Genomic DNA, 17,433 nt, shown 5'->3' with positions numbered 1-17,433 from the left:
TCATCGAGCGTTGGGACTACACACCCGATGCGCAGGGTTTCGTCCGTGCGGCCCTCACCCGGCTCGCTCCGGAGCGAGCCTGAGCTCAGGCGGCGGCGAGCGCTGTTCCACGGCGGCTGCCCGGCGCTAGAGCGCGCAAGGTCGAAATCTGCACGGACGGCTGTGCAGAATTCGCAATCCGACTCAGTCCGTGTCCACCTGCACTGCGACGCGCTGCACGATCGCCCGCAGCGCTGCGCTGTCCGCCAAACCCGTAATGAAGCGCTGCGGGATGCGGCTAAAGCCGACCTGCGCCCCCACCAGCGCCCCCGTCAGCATCGCCCGCGCCAGGTTCTGTCCGCCGCCATTCACCGCGTGCAGCACCGCGGACTCGAAGTCGTCGGCAAAGCGCGCCGCCAGGTAATAGGCGGCGGGGAACTGGTGGTACACCGCGCACGGCATGCCATACACCAGCGACACCTTCCACGCCGGCTCGATACGTACGTCCGGGTCGAGCGCTGCGCGCGCGATTGAGGATTGCGTGAGCAGCGCATCCGGCGAGGGGAAGCGGCCGGCGGTCGGGACCTCGACACTGCCGGGCCTCGGCGCCTGCAGGTTTCCAGAGGTGACGGTGTGGAAGGGCAGTGCGCCGGACTTCACCCGCGCCATCAGCTTGGCCGAGATCGCCGCATCGAGTGCATGGCCCTCGACCAGCATGCCGAGCACCGCGCCGAAGGCCACCGTCATCGCCACCACGGTGCCGTCGGTCTGGGTGAGCACGGTGTTGCGGGTGACGGCATCCGCCAGCGCAGCCGGGTCGAGCGCGTAGCGCACCGCGATCGCCAGCGTGCGCTCGGCGGCCTCGGTGGTATCGGCATTGCCGGCGACCTGGCCCCAGGGCAGGCCCTGCTGCATGCGCTTGCGCCAGGCTTCGCGGATCGACTGGCTGGTATAGCCGCCGGGGCCGTGCATCGGCGTGCCGTCAATCTGCGGGAAGAACACCTCGTCCATCCGGCGGCAGAAGTCGGCCTCGTCATAGCTGCCACGCTCGGCCAGCGATTCCAGCGTCAGACGCAGCAGCACGCCCGCCTGCGAGGATTCGCCCGCCTTCATGCCCGCGTGGTAGTGGTCGGGCATCGGCGCGGTGTAGTCGGAGATCCACGCGCCGTAGCGCGTACGCAGCGCGTCGAGGTCGTAGTACCAGTGTGGCCCCAGCGCCAGTGCGTCGCCGATGAAGGCGCCCATCAGCGCGCCGGCGGCGCGGTCGGCGAGGGGCGCAGGGTCGGCGCGGTTGTCGACCGCGCTCATGTGCGCTTTCGCCAGATGGTCAGCTCCGACAGGGTGTGCTGGTGTTTGCGCCGCGTCTCGCGGATCACGAAGGGCACGGCTTGCGGCCCCTGCACCAACTCGAAGTCGGCGGCGAGCAGTTCCTTCAGGCCGTCGAGCGTGGTGAAGGACTCGCCGTCCTTCTTGAAGCCACCGATCCACTCCTCGCGCTTGGTGTGTTCTTCCAGCCAGGTGTAGGGCGAGGCGAGCAGCAGCAGGCCGCCGGGGTTGAGGCGCCGCGGCACATCGGCGAGGAAGCGGCGCGGGCTGTACAGGCGGTCGATGAGGTTGGCGGCGAGGATGAGGTCGAAGCCGGTGAACACCTCCTTGAGGTTGCAGGCGTCGCCCTGCCAGAACTCCACGCGGCCGGCGGTCTCGGCCAGGCCCAGCGTGTCGAGCCGGCGCTCGTGGTAGCTCACCAGCTCGCCCTCGTCGGGCATGGTGTAGCGCAGCGCGCCGGTCTCGGCGAGCTTGGCGCCGGCCTGGATGAAGCGCGCCGAGAAGTCGATGCCGACCACGCGTTCGAAGGCGCGCGCGAGTTCGAAGCTGGCGCGGCCAGTGGCGCAGCCGAGGTCCAGCGCGCGGCCGAACTGGCCGTTGCCGAAGCGACGCTGTGCGCTGATCGCGATGTCGGCGAGCGCCTTCGGGAAGTTGGGTACGCCGAAGGCCTCGTCGCCGTAGTGGAACTCGGCGTACTGCGACAGCAGCGCGTCGGTCTCGTAGGTCGAGGACGGATTGAGCGCGGGGGCGTCGCTGACGATGTAGCGGAAACCCGCGTGCTGGAAGAAGTGGCGGCGGAAGGCGTAGCGCGCGGCGTGGCGCGACTCGTTACCGGCCGAGATCCAGCTGCCGCCCTTGATGATGGCGTGGCGGTCGTCGAAGGTCGGCGTAGTGAAGTCGTCGTAGATCGGGTGCACGTCGAAGCCGTCGAAGGGATAGGTCGGCGTCTCGCACCACTGCCACACGTTGCCGACCACGTCGAACAGCTCGCCATGCTGGAACAGCGTCACCGGACAGCTCGAGGCCCAGTGGTCGAGATGCAGGTTGGCCTTGGCCGGGGCGTCGTGCGGCACGTCGGCGAGGCCGGCATGGTCGTAGAGGCGGTTCCATTCGTCCTCGGTGGGCAGGCGCACCGGCTGACCGGTCTCGCGCGCCTTCCAGCGGCAGAAGGCGCGCGCCTCCAGGCAATTGACCTCCACTGGCCAGTCCCAGCACATCGGCACTTCTTCGGTCATCAGGCGCAGCTTCCAGCCGGCGGCGCCGGGTACCCAGAAGGTCGGGTGTTCGGCACGCGCAAAGCGCTTCCAGCCCAGGCCCTCCTCGTCCCACACGCTGTCGTCGGCGTAGCCGCCGGCCTCGACGAAGCCGAGGTACTCACGATTGGTGACGAGGTGGCGCGCCGCCTGTAAGGCCGGCACCTCGGCGCGGTGGCTGCCGTATTCGTTGTCCCAGCCGTAGATCGGCTCGTCGAAGCTGCGGCCGAGCTGCACGACGCCGGCGGGGATGTCGACCAGGGTGTTGGCGGGCGGCTCGCCGTGCTCGGCGCAGGGCTGCCAGGCGGGGTGGGGCTTCACGTAGTGCAGCGCGTGCTGGCGCATCAGCACTGACGAGGTTTCGAGGTGGATGCGCTCGTGCTCGATACCCATCACCACCGCCCAGAACGGATCCTTCCAGCCGATCGGCAGCGTGAAGGGTGTCTCCCGGATCACCCGGTCGACCACCGCCCGCACCTTGTTCCGGTACGCGGCGACCTCGGCCACCGTGGGCCAGTCGTAGCGGGTTTCGTCGAGGTCGTCCCAGCTCATCTCGTCGACGCCGACTGCGAACATCGACTCCAGGCGCGGATCGATGCGCTGCTCGATCAGGCCGGCGAGCAGGAGCTTGTTGATGAAGAAGGTCGCGGTGTGACCGAAGTAGAAGATCAGCGGGTGACGCAGGCTGATCGGCTTCTTGTAGTAGGCCTCGTCACAGGCCAGTACCTCGAACAGCGACTCGTAACGGTCGAAGGTGGCGTGGAAGTAGTGCAGCAGTTCGGCGCGCTTGGCTTCGACGTCCTGGCCGGCGAGCAGCGGGGTGCGGGGGAAGAGGGCGTTCATGGTCGGCATCCGCGAGGCGATGCATGGGACTGTGCAAGATCACGGGCGCGGGATCAAGGGCGGCTGGGGTGGGGGAGGTGAGGGACAGGCGGGGTGCGGGCGAGTGCTTTTGCGTGGAAGCGGCGCCCGCCGCGAGGGTTTGAAGGCGATCGGCGTTGGGTGGGCGATGAAAAGCTCGCGGCTGGCGCCGCTCCTACCGGAAACCGTCGCGCGCGTCCCCCGCGTGGAAGCGGCGCCCGCCGCGAGGGTTTGAAGGCGATCGGCGTTGGGTGGGCGATGAAAAGCTCGCGGCTGGCGCGGCTCCTACCGGAAACCACCGCGCGCGTCCCCCGCGTGGGAGCGGCGCCAGCCGCGAGTCTCTTACGACCTTTTCGGCGCCCGCCCACGCGCCCGAACGCGCCTCAGCGGCTCAGCCGGGCGCCAAGCTCGCGCACCGCGCTTGGAATGACGCTGGGGGCGGCAGTGGGGGTAGCGGAGGACTGCGCGAGACGCGCCAGCAGTCGTGTCACCACCGCCTCGATGGGGAGTGAGGCGCCGAAGTGCAGGGGCTGACCCGCCTTGAAGACGGCCAATGTGGGGAAGTCGTCCACGTCGATATCGCCCACGAGTTCGGCATCGTCCTCGATGTCGGCCCAGGCAAAGACGATCTCGGGATGGGCCAGGGCGATGCGGGTGAGCACCGCCTGGAAGTCACGGCAGGTGCCGCACCAGTTGGCGCACAGGGCCACCACCACGAGGGGCTGCATGGCGAGACGGGGGTGTTCGGGTAGCTCCTGGGCCGGGGTAAGCATCCTGCGCGCCTGATCGATTGCGATGAGGCCGAGTGAGGTGTGTGTCGGCCGTCTTGAAGGTGAGGGTTGGCGTTTGCTTCAGACGGTGCCCGCTGTGGCTACAGCTGTCGCTTTGGTGTGGAACTGAACCTTCTGCGCGACCACCGTGTCGCGCATTTTCGCGATGTGGGGCTTCATTCCGCCGACGACGTGCATCTCGCAACGCTTGCAGTCGAAGCGCAGGGTCAGCGTCTCGTTGCCATTGACCAGCTGCATCGGGTCGGGGCGGATGCCTTTCACTTCCTTCGGGCACAGGTTGAAGCTGTAGCGCAGGCAGTGCTTGGTGATCATCAGCGAGACGTCGTCGGTCTCCTGGTTCTCCTCGAAGGCGGCGTCGATGAGCTTGACGCCGTGCCTGGCGTAGAAGGCACGCGCCTTGTCGTTCGAGACGTTGGCAAGGTAGCTCAGCGCGTCCTGCGGATAGGGGACGGGGGGCTCCACCGGTGCGGCGCGTGGCGGGCGGGCGTAGGCCAGCAGCCTTGCGTGCTCCAGGCGCTCGACGGCTTCGCGGCGCAGGGCGTTGAGCTGGCTCGCGGGCAGGAAGGGGGGCGCCGGCAGGTCGATGAGGATGTCGCCGGCAACGAAGTCGGTGTTGCCCAGCTTGGCGATGTGTTCGCGCAGGGTGGCGAGCGCGCGCTCGGCGTTCTGTGCCGGCGCGAAGGCTGTCGTAAGGCTTGCGCTCGCGCGCACGCCGTCCTCGTCTACAAGTGTCAGCACGAAGCCGTCCGCAGTCGCTGCGAACTGCGCATCGACCGCAATGCGGCGCTCGGCGGACTTCTTCTCGAGTGCACGCTCGAACTCGTGGTCGTGATTGCGGAACAGCGAGGTGCCGGGTACCAGGTCGGACGGCAGCGGTTCGGACGGAAAGATGCGGTCGATCCCCTCGCCGCCGCCGTTGGCTTCGGCGCGATTCACCCGCAGGCCGGTGAGTTCGCCCTTCGGCGTGTACCAGGTCAGGCCGTCGGCGTTGTGGATTGGCGAGACGCGCTCGACGTCGAAGAACTTGCGCCCCTTGGTGTCGATCTTCTTCACCCGGCCGATCGGTTCGCCGACGAACTTGGGCGACTCGAAGGCCTCGATGCCGTGGCGGCGGTCGTTGGTGAAGTAGTCGGTGTAGCCGCGGTTGAAGGTCTTGTCGGCCTGCGGGGTGAACAGGAAGGTGGTGCGCCCGCTCGAGGCGCGGCGGTATGCAGGGCCGTCGGCGTCCGGGTGCTCGATGATGTCGTCGAGCAGCGTGCGGTAGTGCGCGGTGATGTTCTTGACGTAGGCGAGGTCCTTGTAGCGGCCCTCGATCTTGAACGAACTGACTCCCGCGGCGGCCAGCGCGCGCAGATTGGCGCTCTGGTTGTTGTCCTTCATCGACAGCATGTGCTGGTTGCTGGCGACGGTGTGGCCGTCCTTGTCCTTGAGGTCGTAGGGCAGTCGACAGGCCTGCGAACATTCGCCGCGGTTGGCGCTGCGCCCGGTATGGGCGTGGCTGATGTAGCACTGGCCGGAGAAGGCCACGCACAGCGCGCCGTGCACGAAGTACTCGAGCTGGCAGGTGGTGGCTGCGGCGATCTTCTTCACCTCGGCGAGCGACAGCTCGCGCGCCAGCACGATCTGCGAGAAACCCACGTCCTGCAGGAAGCGCGCCTTGCTGGCGTCGCGGATGTCGGTCTGCGTGCTGGCGTGGAGCTGGATGGGCGGCAGGTCGAGCTCGAGCAGGCCCATGTCCTGCACGATCAGTGCGTCGACGCCGGCGTCATACAGTTCCCAGATCAGCTTGCGCGCCGGTTCGAGTTCGGCATCGAACAGGATGGTGTTGGTGGCGACGAAGATCTGCGCGTGGTAGCGGTGGGCGTGCTGCACCAGGCGCGCGATGTCCGCCACCGAGTTGTCCGCGGACGAGCGCGCACCAAAGGCAGGGCCGCCGATGTAGACCGCGTCCGCGCCATGGTTGATGGCCTCGATGCCGAAGTCGGCGGTCTTGGCCGGGGCGAGGAGTTCGAGGGTGTGGCGGTCGGTGCTCATCGGCGTCTGGATTGCGCAAGCGCTTGATCGGAAAGGCCGGGATGATAACAAGGCGCGCGCCGCCAGGCGCGCCTGTGGTCAAAAAAGGCGCTCAACCTGCGCTCATCACGGTGGCCTGGCGGCGCTGCACCCGTGTGCCTGGCTCAGCCGCGCAGGCGTCGGCGTCGGGCAAGGGCGAACGGCACCAGCACGAGCAGCCCCACTGCATCCGCCACCCAGTCCCAGGGGTCGCCGAAGCGGTGCGCGGTCATCGACTGTGCGAACTCCATCGCTGCACCGTACAGGAGCAGGCCCACGGCGATGGTGACCGGCCGTTCGGGCCAGGCGGCGAGGGCTAGCAGGGCAAGCACTGCGAACAGCACCGCGTGCTCGATCTTGTCCTGCCAGGACACCAGCTTGGCCACCTCGGGGGCGGGCAGCAAGGCCATCCAGAACACGGCGAGCAGCACGAGCACGAACAGCAGGCGCAGGGTCTTGCGAACGGATGAGGGCATGCGAAGTCCTAGTGACGCGTTTTGTTGCTTGAATTGTTGATGTCGGGGCCGCTGCCGCATGGCGTTGGCCGGGCCGCAGATGCGATGCTGCGACCACTACACCGGGGAGCCTGAAGATGCCGAAATCGAACAGAAGTTTCCGTCCATTGCTGCTTGCGTCCATACTGGCGTCCTCCGTACTGCTCTCTGGGACGACGTTTGCGCGTGACGTGGTGGTGCGTACCGAGACCGGTAACGTCAAGGTGACCGAGTTTGCCACCGGCCTCGATACGCCGTGGTCGATCGCCTTCCTGCCCGACGGCCGCATGCTCGTGACCGAGCGCCCGGGCCGCATGCGCGTGGTCGGTACCGACGGCAGCCTGTCGGCCCCCATCGCCAGGGTGCCGGCGGTGCACGCGCGCGGCCAGGGCGGCCTGCTCGACGTGGTGCCGAGCCCGAGCTTCGCGCAGGACGGGCTGATCGTGTTCTCCTACGCCGAGCCGACGCAGCGCGGCGCGCGCACCGCGGTGGCGCGCGCACGCCTCGACCTCGAGCGACTCGAACTGCGCGAGGTGCAGCGGATCTTCGCGCAGAACGAGGACCCCTCCGGCAACCAGCATTTCGGCTCGCGCCTGGTCTTCGCTGCCGACGGCACGCTGTTCGTGACCCTGGGCGACCGTGGCGGTGCGCGCGAGCGGGCGCAGGCGCTCGATAGCCACATCGGCAAGGTCGTGCGCATCGCGCTCGACGGCAGCGTGCCGCCTGACAACCCCTTCGTCGGCCGTGCAGGCGTGCTGCCCGAGATCTGGTCCTACGGCCACCGCAACATCCAGGGCGCGGCGCTGCACCCGCAGACGGGCGAACTGTGGACCCACGAGCACGGTCCGCAGGGCGGCGACGAGATCAACCGTGCGCTGCCCGGGCTGAACTATGGCTGGCCCGAGGTCACCTACGGCCGCGAGTACGTCACCGGGCGCAAGATCGGCCAGGGCAGCAGCCGTGATGACGTCGAGCCGCCGCTGCTGCAATGGACGCCCTCGATCGCACCGTCGGGGATGAGCTTCTATACCGGTGAGCGTTTCCCGCAATGGAAGGGGAATGTGCTGGTCGGCGCGCTGCGCTACCAGCTGGTGGCCCGTCTGGTGCTCGATGGCAACGAGGTCCGCCACGAAGAGCGCCTGCTGGCCGAACTCGGCCGTCGCATCCGCGACGTGCGCCAGGGGCCGGACGGCTATGTGTGGGTCGTCGACGAGAGCGAGGGCCGCATCCTGCGCCTTGAGCCTGCGCAGTAGGCCGGCGGCCCCATGCATGGCTGCGTGCGCCTTCAGCCGGCCTGCTTGATGGCCAGCACGGCCTGGTTGCGCAGCGTGCGCAGCAGGGCAAGCTCCTGCTCGCTGATCTCGATCTCGCCCGCGCGCTCCTTGTCGGCATAGATCATCGCCACCGGGCGGTCCTTGATCGTGAGCGGGAACAGCACGAAGGTGTGCGACGGTACCGACTTGCGATACCAGTCGGGCACATGGGCGGCGATCTTCGGATCGTCGATGTCCGAAATCAGGATGTCAGCGCCTTTCGCCGTGGCGGCATTGAAGACGTTGTCGGGATGAGCCGACAGGCTGAAGCGGACCTGGCGGGCCAGTTCGGCGACGCCCGGCCCGAAGCCGAAGCGGCCTGTCATCGCATTCGTGCGCGGGTCGCGGATGCACAGCAGCACGCGCTTGAAGCCCATTGCCCGGTACATGGTCTCGAGGATGATGCGCAGCACGTCGTTGAGCTTGAAGTCCTCGACCAGGGTGTTGCTGATGTCCTGGATGCCGGCGCTGAGTACGGCTTGCGCATCCGCGGCCTTGCGCCCTTCCTCGGTGGCTTGCGCGGGCGTGCTCTGTTCGAGCAGGGCGGCGACCGGCAGGCCGGTATCGGTGAGCGTGGCGGGAGCCGGCGCACCATCGACGAGCTGGCGCAGCTGGCGGCCGATACGGGTGTTCGCCATGCTGACCTTGATGGTGGAGGCGAAGGCCTCGATCTCCTCGGCCGCCGCATGCATCAGTTCGCGCGCCGCCTGCGCCCCGACCGGAACCGCGTCGGCGAAGCGCGCCGATAGCGCTTGCAGCGCCTTGTCGCGCTCGTCCGCTGGCAGCAGCGCCACCGCGTCGCAGTATTCGTTGGCACAGGCTGCCAGCGCACGCAGGCGTTCCTCGGTCGTGGCGGGGCGGCGCACCGGGCCATCCTCGATGTGGCGCATGCTGTCCTGGATCAGCTCCGGGAAGCCCCAGTGCCGGGCCAGGGCAATACCGAGGGCCTCGAAGCCGGTGCCCAGCACGCGCTGGGCCGCGGCCTCTTCCTTGCAGCCCTGCTGCTGCATCAGGCGGCGGATGTCCTCGCTCTCCTCGGGGAAGTAGAACTGGCACAGCAGGCGGCCAAGGTTGTGGAACACGGTGCAGATGTAGACCTGCTCGCCGTCGCGCAGGCGCAGGTGCGCCGCCAGCTCGCGGCCGAACAGGCCGGCCAGACAGGCGCGCAGGAACTCCTCCTTGAGCTGGGCCGCGTTGGCCTTGTTCTGCAGGTGCTCGAACAGCAGCACGGTGATCGCGATGTTGCGCACGGTGTCGAAGCCGAGCACCACGATCGCACGCGAGATGGTGCTGATCTGGCCGCCGCCGGCCGGTCGGTAATGGGCCGAGTTGACCAGGCGCAGCAGCTTGTTGGTGAGCGAGAAGTCACGCAGGATCAGCGCCGACAAGGTACCGATGGTTTCCGATTCGCTCGACGCGATGCGGTTGATCGCGGCTACCGATTCCGACAGGGCGGGGAAGTCGCCGCGGTGCTTCATGCGTCGGAGCAGAAAGTCGAGCGCAGCGGGTTGCCCGTCTTCGGCCACCGGGTCGGCGGTGGTGGCGGGGGGCTGCAGCCACGCCTGCAGTGCAAGGCGGAACGCGTTGGCATCGGCGTAGCGTGCCTGCGGGTCGAGCGCTGCCGCGCGCAAGGCGATGGCGGCCAGCTGTTCGTCGATCGGTGCGCCGTCGGCCGGTACGGTGACGGCAGTGCTGCGGGCGAGTTCGAGCAGCTTGGCCGGGTCGGTCTCGCGATGAACCGGGCGACCGGCCAGCATCCACAACAGCAGTACGCCCGCGGCGTATACGTCGTTGCGCGGGCTCAGTTCGCGGCGCTCGATGTACTCGGGCGCGATGAAACCCGGTGTGCCCGATAGCCCCTGGCGTGCCTTCGGGTCATCGACATGACGGGCAATGCCGAAGTCCATCACGCGCGATCTGCCCGCGGCGTCGATCAGCACGTTGCTCGGCTTGAGGTCGCGGTGGATGACGCCCTGTGCGTGTGCCTCGGCCAGCGCAGTGAGGACGTCGACCATCATCGGCACGGCCTCGGCGGCCGGTATCGCGCCGCGGCGGCGCATCAGCGCGGCAAGGCTCTCGCCGGGGACGTACTCGAACACCAGGTAGAGGTCGCCGTCCTCCTCGCCCGCCTCGAACACAGGCACGATGCCCGGGTGGCGCAGCCGGCTCACCGAGCGCGCTTCGGCCAGCAGCGCGGCGTTCTGCTTGCGCTCGGCGGCCGCGAAATGAAGGGTCTTGACCGCGACCTCGCGTTCAAGCTGAGGGTCCCAGGCGAGATAGACGATGCTCTGCGCACCGCGCCCAAGTTCGCGCCTGATCTCGAAGCGACCGATGCTGCTGCTCATGATTTGACCGCTGCCGGTTGATGAAGGCCCGGCGATGAATCCAGTCGATCCGGTGCGCGGGTGCGCAACGCTAATTCAGAACCGTACGCTCGTCCAGCCCTGCACACAACACGGCTGGTAACGTGTTTCGTGTCATCATCGCGACCCATATTCAGCCAGGATGAAGACACTGCGATGGAGAGCCCTTTCAAAGGCAAGACCGGCCTGCGTCGGATCTGGAACGCCTTTCACTATTCGCTGGACGGGTTGCGTGCCGCCTATCGCCACGAGGACGCCTTTCGCCAGGAAGTCTTGCTGACGCTGGTGGCGCTGCCGCTGGCCCTATGGCTGGGCGATTCGGCGCTCGAGCGCGCGCTGATGATCGGCAGTGTTTTGCTGGTGCTGATCGTGGAACTGCTGAACTCAGCGATCGAGGCGACTGTCGACCGGGTGTCGCTCGAACGTCACCAGCTCGCCAAGCGGGCGAAGGATATCGGCAGCGCTGCGGTGCTGATCGCACTCATCAACGCCGCCGTCGTGTGGGGGCTGGTGCTGCTGGGCTGATACGGGGCTCAGGCCTTGCGCGGGCCCCAGCTGCGCACCGGGCCGGTGTCGATGTGCACGAAGTCGGAGCCGGGATAGTAGCCGACGCCACCCACGCCCAGGGCAAGTGCGGCGTCGCGCAAGCGGGCGGTATCGACACCGACGAGGCGGATGTCGATCGCCTTGCCATCCATGTGCAGGCTGCGTTTGGCCACGCCGCCACCGCCGGTCTTGCGCAGGGCGTTGTTGGTTGCCGGCGAGCGGTATCCCGAGATGATCTCGAAGGTGTCGCCGCCGCAGGCTATGCTCAGGGCGTGAAGGATGTCATAGAGCTTGGGATCCATCCGGGTAGACTCGCCCGAACGGTGGTCACGCAACAGCCAGTTGATGCGTTGCAGGGCAGGCTCGATGTAACCGTTTGCGTTCCGGTAGACCAGGCTGAGCCGCTCGTCGGTATGGGTATGCCGAAAGCCGAGCTGGCGGTCGTGCCGGGCGGCATGTGCGGCATTGACTGAAAGGCCCAGCGGCAGGGCGGCGAGGCCTTTGAGGAACAGGCGGCGGCGCGGCGCGGCGTGATCGCGGGAAATCTTCGACATGAACAATAACCAGTCCAAACAAGCACTTGAAGGCGGCATCCTAAACGATGTCGGGCTGCGTTTGGGCAAAAGTTTTGTAACCTGTACGCTGCTTCTCGGCTTGACCTGGGGCGTGCCGCTGGGCGCGGCAATGGATTCCCCGGATACGGGGCGGGGCGGTGTGGCCCAGCCGGCCGATGCCGGCGCGGCGGTCGGCGCCGAACTCGAGCGTCTGCTCAGCCTGCGACCGGCGACGACGGACGAGACGGTTGCACTGTTCTATCTGGGGCGCGCCTACCGCCCGGTCTGGAACGACAGCGTGCGCACACGTGCGCTGATTGCGGCGGTGGAAGGCGCGGCTGCGCATGGCCTGGTGCCGGGCAGCTTCCCCCTGCAGGCGCTGCGCCATGCGGGGGACGCCGAACCGGCTGTGCTGTCGGCCGCACAGCAGGCCGAACGCGAACTGCTGCTCAGCGACACGCTGGCCCGCTTGCTGCGCCAGATCCGCTATGGCGTGCTGGACCCGCGGCAGCTCTACCGCGACTGGAACTTCACCCCGATGCCCGGTCCTCACCAGCGCGCCACCGAGCTTGCAGCCGTGTTGCGCGCCGAAGACCTTGGCGCCGCGATTGCGCTGCAGGCACCCGAGCCTGCACTCTACCGGGCGTTGCAGCAGGCGCTCGTGCATTACCAGGCGCGCATCGGCGACGACTGGCCGCGTGTCCCGGCGGGCGTGACCCTGCGACCCGGCGAGCGCAACCCACGGGTGGCTGCGCTGCGGGCGCGGCTGCAGGCCGAGGGCGGCCCCGAACGCGTCCACCTCGAACCCGCCGGCGCAGACCTCGGCGCAGCGCCCGACCCCGCGTACTACGACGAGGCGCTGGCCGAGGCCGTCAAGGGTTTCCAGCGCCGTCATGGCATGGACGACGATGCGGCCGTCGGCCGGCAGACGCTTGCCGCGCTCAACACCACCCCGGCGCAGCGGGTCGAGCAGGTTCGCGCCAACCTCGAGCGCCTGCGCTGGGTGGCGTCCGACCTGCAGGGCGACCGCCTGCTGGTCGATATCACCGGTTATCGCGCCGAGCTCCGCCTGGGCGGCGAAACCCTTTGGTCAGCGCGCGTGATCGTCGGCAAACCGACACGCAGGACGCCGTCGCTGCGCGACAAGGTGGTGAATCTGGTCTTCAACCCCAAGTGGGTGGTGCCGCCGACCATCCTGCGCGAGGACGTGATTCCAGCCGTCGCGCGCGGCACGGACTACCTCGACAAGCATCGCTTGAGCATCTTCGATCGGGACGGCGAGGCTGTGGACCCGGCCGAAATCGACTGGTCCGGCGCACGTAGCGGCGGATTCCCCTATCGCGTCGTGCAGGCGTCAGGGGCCGATGGCTCGCTCGGCCGCATCAAGTTCTCGCTGTCGAATCCGTACTCGATCTATCTGCACGACACCAACGCGCGTTCGCTCTTCGGGCGCTCGGAGCGGGCGCTCAGTTCCGGCTGCGTGCGTGTCGAGCAGCCTGAAGCGCTCGCATTGCTGCTGCTAGACAACCCGCAGCGCTGGAGTGCGGAGGCCTTGCAGCAGGCGCTCGACAGCGGTCGCACGCAGACCCAGCGCGTCGGCCGTGATGTGACCGTATTGCTGCACTACACCACGGCAGGTCTCAACGCGGACGGCACACTGCAGCTGCGCAACGACATCTACGGTCACGACCGCACTGTCGCCGCCGCGCTCGATGCCGCAGCGCGTGCAGGCACGCATTGATCCGTCGTCATCATCCGGCAATGCACGCTTAACCGTGCTGACTTGTGCGCCGCCTATGCTGCGGTGCCATGAGAACGCTCGACTTCACGACCGAAGAGCTCTGCCAGTCGCCCCGGCTGCGCGTGGCCCTCGTCACCGAGACCTGGTCGCCCGAGGTGAACGGCGTGGCGATGACCCTGAAACGCATGGTCGACGGGCTCATCGCCCGCGGCCACAGCGTGCAGCTGGTGCGCCCGCGGCAGACGCCGGCCGATACGGCGATGTCGACTGGCGGGCTGCAGGAGGTGCTGTCGCGCGGCCTGCGCCTGCCGCGCTACGACGGCCTTAAGCTCGGCCTGCCGGCGCGCTCGCGCCTGGTGCGCGAGTGGTCGCGCCAGCGCCCCGACCTGGTGCACGTGGCAACCGAAGGGCCGCTGGGGTGGACCGCCGTCACCGCCGCCAACAAGCTGCGTCTGCCGGTGACCTCGGACTTCCACACCAACTTCGACCACTACAGCACGCATTACGGCGTGGGCTGGCTGCGCCAGCCGGTGGCCGCCTACCTGCGCCGCTTCCATAACCGCACCGCCGCCACCTACGTACCTACCGCTGCGCTGGCGCGCAACCTGGGCGACCAGGGCTATGAGCGCGTGGAGGTGATCTCGCGCGGGGTCGATACGCGCCTGTACTCACCCGCGCGCCGCAGCGCGGACTTGCGCCGGCAGTGGGGCGTGGGGCCCGATGCACTGGCGGTGGTCTGCGTCGGCCGGATCGCCGCGGAGAAGAACCTCGGCCTCGCCTTGCGCGCATTCGCTGCGATCCGCCAGCAGCGGCCGGACGCCCGCATGGTGCTGGTCGGCGACGGCCCGATGCGGGCGGGCATCGCACGCGAGCACCCCGACGTGGTGCAGGCGGGCATGCGCCACGGCGAGGATCTCGCCGCCCATTACGCCTCCGGCGACCTGTTCCTGTTCCCCAGCCTGACCGAGACCTTCGGCAACGTCACCCTCGAGGCCATGGCCAGCGGCCTGTGCGTGCTGGCCTACGACTATGCGGCAGCCGCCGAAGTCATTGCCGACCTGGGCAACGGCGCCGTGGTGCGCTGCGGCGACGAGCAGGGCTTCGTCGAGCGCGCGCTGCAACTCGCGCTGGCCGACACCCTGCGCGCCGAGCTGGGCGTGCAGGCCCGCCAGACCGCGATCGGTATCGACTGGGAGGCGGTCAACGACCACTTTTCCGCGGCGCTGCTGCGGGCGTGGGAAGGGCACTGGCGGGCCAAAGTGCCTGCAACGGATCTGCGAGCACGGGAGGTACAAGGCTGATGAAGCGCGTACGCACCATCTTCATATCGGACGTCCACCTCGGCACGCGGGCCTGCCAGGCCGACAGCCTGCTTGCCTTCCTTAAAGAGCATGAGTCCGAATATCTCTACCTGATCGGCGACATCGTCGATTTCTGGGCGATGAACCGCAGCGTGCAATGGGCGCCGGCACACAACACCGTGGTGCAGAAGGTGCTGCGCCGGGCGCGCCACGGCTGCAAGGTCTTCTTCATCCCGGGCAACCACGATGAAGCCCTGCGGGAATACGCCGGCGTCGCCTTCGGCGACATCCGCGTCGAAACCGAGTGGATCCACGAGACCCTGGACGGACGCCGCTACTGGCTCGTGCATGGCGACGAGTACGACCAGGTGACGCGCCACCATCGCTGGGTCGCGGTACTGGGCGACGTCGGCTACAACACGCTGGTCCGGCTCAACCTGCTGTTGTCGAAGGCGCGGCGCCTGCTGCGCCGGCCGGGCTACTGGTCGCTTGCCGGCTACGCCAAGCAGAAGGTGAAGAAGGCGGTGAGCTTCATCTTCGACTTCGAGGATGCCGTCGCCCATGCGGCGCAACAACGCGGTGTGGACGGTGTGGTGTGCGGCCACATCCACTGGCCCGCCGACCGCCGCATCGGCAAGATCCGCTACCTCAACTGTGGCGACTGGGTCGACACCTGCAGCGCGGTGGTCGAGCACTACGACGGCCGCCTCGAGGTCGTGAATTGGGGCGTCACCCGCGGCGACGGCGAGCAGGCGCCGGTACTTCTTGAGGCCCGCCCGCTGCCAGAGTCCAGGCCGGCGGCCCGGCCTGCGCCGAAGCCGATCGCACAGCCCGAGCGGATCTACCTCACGCCCGACATCTGAGCCGCGTGCCTCAGTTGCGCGCGTCCTTGTCGAGCTTGTCCGTGCATGGTGATTCGCCCGGGGGCGCGCGCATCAGATCGATCATCAGGCGCATGCCGAGCAGGGCGTTGCCGAGCGCGAACAGGGCGATCACTGCCATCGCCAGCGGCACCAGCGGATAGGTTCGCAGGACCCAGGCCAGCACGGCCGACAGCAGGTTGAGGACGATCATCAGCCAGAAGCGGCCGTCGCGCGGGCGATACAGCCGCGACAGCCTGTAATGGGCACCAGCCCTGCTCATTGGGTGCGCCCTTCGATGCTTGTCTGGCCTCCGTCTGCAGCCAGCCGGCCGCGGCGCACCATGACCAGCACGACCACGGCGAGCACGACTTCGATGGCGCCGATGCAGACGAAAACGGCAGGGTAGGGCGCAGCCAGGACCAACCCGAACACGGCCAGCAGGGCGCTGCTCAGCAGCGGGCCGGCGGCGAAGCCGAGAGAGCCCGCCATGTTGAAGGCGGCGAGCGCGCTTGCGCGGCAGTCCTCGCCGCCATACTGCGCTGCGAGCACGAGCGAGGGCGCGTACATCAGCGCCGCGATCACGCCGCCGACGGCCATCGCGGCCATGATCGACTCCCCTGGCAGGAAGCCGAGCACGGCCAGGAAGATGCCATACAGCACGCTGCCGCTCACCATCATCGCCAGCGGGTTCCAATGCCGCGACAGGTGTCCGGCCGGGTAGGTGAGCAGCGAGAACGGCACCAGGAAGGCCGCCATCGCCAGGCCGATCTGGCGTGCATCGAAACCGATGACCAGGCCGAGATAGAGCGACAGCGTAGACACGATGAAGCCCACCGTCAGGCGGTCGGCAAACGAGAACGCCAGTGGCACCAGCAACTGTTGCCGGCTGCGCAGGGTATGCACGATCTCGGCCATGGCCAGGCGCGGGCGCTGCCGCGTCGCGTCCGCGTCGCGCAGGTACATGAAGCCGGCGACGGCGAGCAGGATCGACAATACGCCGCCGCCGATCGGCACCCACAGTGGGTTGATGCCGCCGACGAAGCCGCCCAGCGGCGCGCCGCTGGCCACGCCGAGGCTGATCGAGGCCCCGACCGCGCCCATGCGCGCCCCCAGCCCCGCCTTGCCGGCGCTGTCGGCGCCCAAGGCCATCAGCAGCGACAGCGCCGACATGTGCGCGAAGCCCTCCACGAAGCGCAGACCGAGCAGCAGCCCGTAGATCTCCGCACGTGCGTAGGCCCAGGCGATGCCGAGCAGGGTGGCGCCGTTGAGCAGCAGCGCCAGCACCGCGAGTGCCTTGCGACGGCCGAGGCGGTCCGACAGCAGACCTGCGATCGGCGCGCCGATCAGGGCGCCGATCATGTTGATCGACATGAACAGGTGGCTGGCAAACTGTCCCAGGCCGGGAAAACGTTGAGCGGTGAAGTCGGGCAGCACCGGCACCATGGCCGTGACCGGCAGCATCAGCCCATAGAGCAGCAGCAGGGGCAGGTTGGAGGCGTCGAGGGGCAGGCGAGGCATGAAGGTGCGGTCAGCGAGCGGGCGCCGGTGGGCGCGAAGCCGACAAAATACCAGCGAATCGCACATCGGGGGCTGCAGCGCGGGGTTCCGGGTAGGCGCGGCGCCAGCCGCGAGCTTTTCATCGTCCACCCAATGCTCATCGCCTTCAACCCCTCGCGGCTCGCGCCGCTCCTACGGCGGGTGACGCGCGTGGTGGTTTTCGGTAGGAGCGGCGCCAGCCGCGAGCTTTTCATCGGCTCATCCCGGCGCCGTCGCCTTCGACCCCTCGCGGCTCGCGCCGCTCCTACGGGAGGGTGGCGGTGCGGGGGCTGCGTAGGAGCGGCGCCAGCCGCGAGCATTTCATCGGCTCATCCCGGCGCTGTCGCCTTCGACCCCTCGCGGCTCGCGCCGCTCCTACGGGAGGGCGGCGGCGCGGGGGGCTGCGTAGGAGCGGCGCCAGCCGCGAGTTTTTCGTCGGCTCATCCCGGCGTTGTCGCCT

14 protein-coding genes are annotated in these 17,433 nt (G+C 68.4%); 5 read left to right on the top strand and 9 right to left on the bottom strand.

Annotation, left to right across the window (positions count from 1 at the left end):
- Nucleotides 1-183: 183 nt before the first annotated feature.
- The 5 genes from LQF09_RS12355 to LQF09_RS12335 all read right to left on the bottom strand — a co-directional run bounded on the left by LQF09_RS12355 (nt 184) and on the right by LQF09_RS12335 (nt 6,738).
- Nucleotides 184-1,287, bottom strand: coding sequence for an ADP-ribosylglycohydrolase family protein (locus LQF09_RS12355; RefSeq protein ID WP_270068096.1), 1,104 nt, complete (start codon nt 1,285-1,287; stop codon nt 184-186).
- A complete protein-coding gene (gene ovoA, locus LQF09_RS12350; RefSeq protein WP_270068095.1) occupies nt 1,284-3,401 on the bottom strand; it encodes a 5-histidylcysteine sulfoxide synthase in 2,118 nt (705 codons plus the stop codon). Before ovoA ends, LQF09_RS12355 begins: the two co-directional genes overlap by 4 nt.
- Before the next feature lie 401 nt (nt 3,402-3,802).
- Nucleotides 3,803-4,192 (bottom strand): thioredoxin family protein, encoded by a 390-nt coding sequence (locus LQF09_RS12345; protein ID WP_270068094.1) that lies wholly within the window; start codon nt 4,190-4,192, stop codon nt 3,803-3,805.
- Nucleotides 4,193-4,270: 78 nt separating this feature from the next.
- Nucleotides 4,271-6,244, bottom strand: a complete 1,974-nt coding sequence (locus LQF09_RS12340) for a peptidase U32 family protein (RefSeq protein ID WP_270068093.1) — start codon at nt 6,242-6,244, stop codon at nt 4,271-4,273.
- 143 nt (nt 6,245-6,387) lie between these two features.
- The gene (locus tag LQF09_RS12335; RefSeq protein ID WP_002926397.1) at nt 6,388-6,738 is read right to left on the bottom strand and encodes a VanZ family protein; all 351 of its coding nucleotides are present in this window, start codon (nt 6,736-6,738) and stop codon (nt 6,388-6,390) included.
- A gap of 116 nt (nt 6,739-6,854) precedes the next feature.
- On the opposite strand from LQF09_RS12335, the gene LQF09_RS12330 reads away from it, so the two are divergent.
- The gene (locus LQF09_RS12330) at nt 6,855-8,009 is read left to right on the top strand and encodes a PQQ-dependent sugar dehydrogenase (protein WP_270068092.1); all 1,155 of its coding nucleotides are present in this window, start codon (nt 6,855-6,857) and stop codon (nt 8,007-8,009) included.
- Nucleotides 8,010-8,041: 32 nt separating this feature from the next.
- Here the strand turns inward: LQF09_RS12330 and LQF09_RS12325 are convergent, their stop codons facing one another.
- Nucleotides 8,042-10,414 (bottom strand): serine/threonine protein kinase, encoded by a 2,373-nt coding sequence (locus LQF09_RS12325; RefSeq protein WP_270068091.1) that lies wholly within the window; start codon nt 10,412-10,414, stop codon nt 8,042-8,044.
- A gap of 174 nt (nt 10,415-10,588) precedes the next feature.
- Between LQF09_RS12325 and LQF09_RS12320 the strand changes: the two genes are divergently transcribed.
- A complete protein-coding gene (locus tag LQF09_RS12320) occupies nt 10,589-10,957 on the top strand; it encodes a diacylglycerol kinase (protein ID WP_002936554.1) in 369 nt (122 codons plus the stop codon).
- 8 nt (nt 10,958-10,965) lie between these two features.
- On the opposite strand, the gene LQF09_RS12315 is transcribed toward LQF09_RS12320, so the two are convergent.
- Entirely contained in the window at nt 10,966-11,532 is a 567-nt protein-coding gene (locus tag LQF09_RS12315) for a YcbK family protein (RefSeq protein WP_002926386.1), read from the bottom strand.
- Nucleotides 11,533-11,662: 130 nt separating this feature from the next.
- Between LQF09_RS12315 and LQF09_RS12310 the strand changes: the two genes are divergently transcribed.
- The 3 genes from LQF09_RS12310 to LQF09_RS12300 all read left to right on the top strand — a co-directional run bounded on the left by LQF09_RS12310 (nt 11,663) and on the right by LQF09_RS12300 (nt 15,437).
- Nucleotides 11,663-13,273 carry a L,D-transpeptidase family protein gene (locus LQF09_RS12310; RefSeq protein ID WP_270068090.1) on the top strand — a complete coding sequence of 537 codons (1,611 nt, stop codon included), beginning with the start codon at nt 11,663-11,665 and terminating at the stop codon, nt 13,271-13,273.
- 68 nt (nt 13,274-13,341) lie between these two features.
- A complete protein-coding gene (locus LQF09_RS12305) occupies nt 13,342-14,574 on the top strand; it encodes a glycosyltransferase family 4 protein (protein ID WP_270068089.1) in 1,233 nt (410 codons plus the stop codon).
- Nucleotides 14,574-15,437, top strand: coding sequence for a UDP-2,3-diacylglucosamine diphosphatase (locus tag LQF09_RS12300; protein WP_002926383.1), 864 nt, complete (start codon nt 14,574-14,576; stop codon nt 15,435-15,437). The genes LQF09_RS12305 and LQF09_RS12300 overlap by 1 nt, the downstream gene beginning before the upstream one ends.
- Before the next feature lie 10 nt (nt 15,438-15,447).
- Here the strand turns inward: LQF09_RS12300 and LQF09_RS12295 are convergent, their stop codons facing one another.
- Nucleotides 15,448-15,717, bottom strand: a complete 270-nt coding sequence (locus tag LQF09_RS12295; protein ID WP_270068088.1) for a hypothetical protein — start codon at nt 15,715-15,717, stop codon at nt 15,448-15,450.
- The gene (locus tag LQF09_RS12290) at nt 15,714-17,021 is read right to left on the bottom strand and encodes an MFS transporter (protein WP_333482866.1); all 1,308 of its coding nucleotides are present in this window, start codon (nt 17,019-17,021) and stop codon (nt 15,714-15,716) included. Before LQF09_RS12290 ends, LQF09_RS12295 begins: the two co-directional genes overlap by 4 nt.
- Nucleotides 17,022-17,433 lie beyond the last annotated feature (412 nt).

Source organism: Thauera sp. WB-2, from assembly GCF_027594845.1.
Classification (GTDB): Bacteria; Pseudomonadota; Gammaproteobacteria; order Burkholderiales; family Rhodocyclaceae; genus Thauera; species Thauera mechernichensis.
Note: the sequence above shows the minus strand (reverse complement) of the source record. Positions and strands in the feature narration are given on the sequence as shown.

Excerpts from the sequence above, each read along its gene's own strand:
- LQF09_RS12330 (WP_270068092.1), top strand. The coding sequence starts at position 6,855 with ATGCCGAAATCGAACAGAAGTTTCCGTCCATTGCTGCTTGCGTCCATA.
- LQF09_RS12340 (WP_270068093.1), bottom strand. The coding sequence starts at position 6,244 with ATGAGCACCGACCGCCACACCCTCGAACTCCTCGCCCCGGCCAAGACC.
- LQF09_RS12345 (WP_270068094.1), bottom strand. The coding sequence starts at position 4,192 with ATGCTTACCCCGGCCCAGGAGCTACCCGAACACCCCCGTCTCGCCATG.
- ovoA (WP_270068095.1), bottom strand. The coding sequence starts at position 3,401 with ATGAACGCCCTCTTCCCCCGCACCCCGCTGCTCGCCGGCCAGGACGTC.
- LQF09_RS12290 (WP_333482866.1), bottom strand. The coding sequence starts at position 17,021 with ATGTGCGATTCGCTGGTATTTTGTCGGCTTCGCGCCCACCGGCGCCCG.
- LQF09_RS12295 (WP_270068088.1), bottom strand. The coding sequence starts at position 15,717 with ATGAGCAGGGCTGGTGCCCATTACAGGCTGTCGCGGCTGTATCGCCCG.
- LQF09_RS12300 (WP_002926383.1), top strand. The coding sequence starts at position 14,574 with ATGAAGCGCGTACGCACCATCTTCATATCGGACGTCCACCTCGGCACG.
- LQF09_RS12305 (WP_270068089.1), top strand. The coding sequence starts at position 13,342 with ATGAGAACGCTCGACTTCACGACCGAAGAGCTCTGCCAGTCGCCCCGG.
- LQF09_RS12325 (WP_270068091.1), bottom strand. The coding sequence starts at position 10,414 with ATGAGCAGCAGCATCGGTCGCTTCGAGATCAGGCGCGAACTTGGGCGC.
- LQF09_RS12310 (WP_270068090.1), top strand. The coding sequence starts at position 11,663 with ATGGATTCCCCGGATACGGGGCGGGGCGGTGTGGCCCAGCCGGCCGAT.
- LQF09_RS12355 (WP_270068096.1), bottom strand. The coding sequence starts at position 1,287 with ATGAGCGCGGTCGACAACCGCGCCGACCCTGCGCCCCTCGCCGACCGC.
- LQF09_RS12315 (WP_002926386.1), bottom strand. The coding sequence starts at position 11,532 with ATGTCGAAGATTTCCCGCGATCACGCCGCGCCGCGCCGCCGCCTGTTC.
- LQF09_RS12320 (WP_002936554.1), top strand. The coding sequence starts at position 10,589 with ATGGAGAGCCCTTTCAAAGGCAAGACCGGCCTGCGTCGGATCTGGAAC.
- LQF09_RS12335 (WP_002926397.1), bottom strand. The coding sequence starts at position 6,738 with ATGCCCTCATCCGTTCGCAAGACCCTGCGCCTGCTGTTCGTGCTCGTG.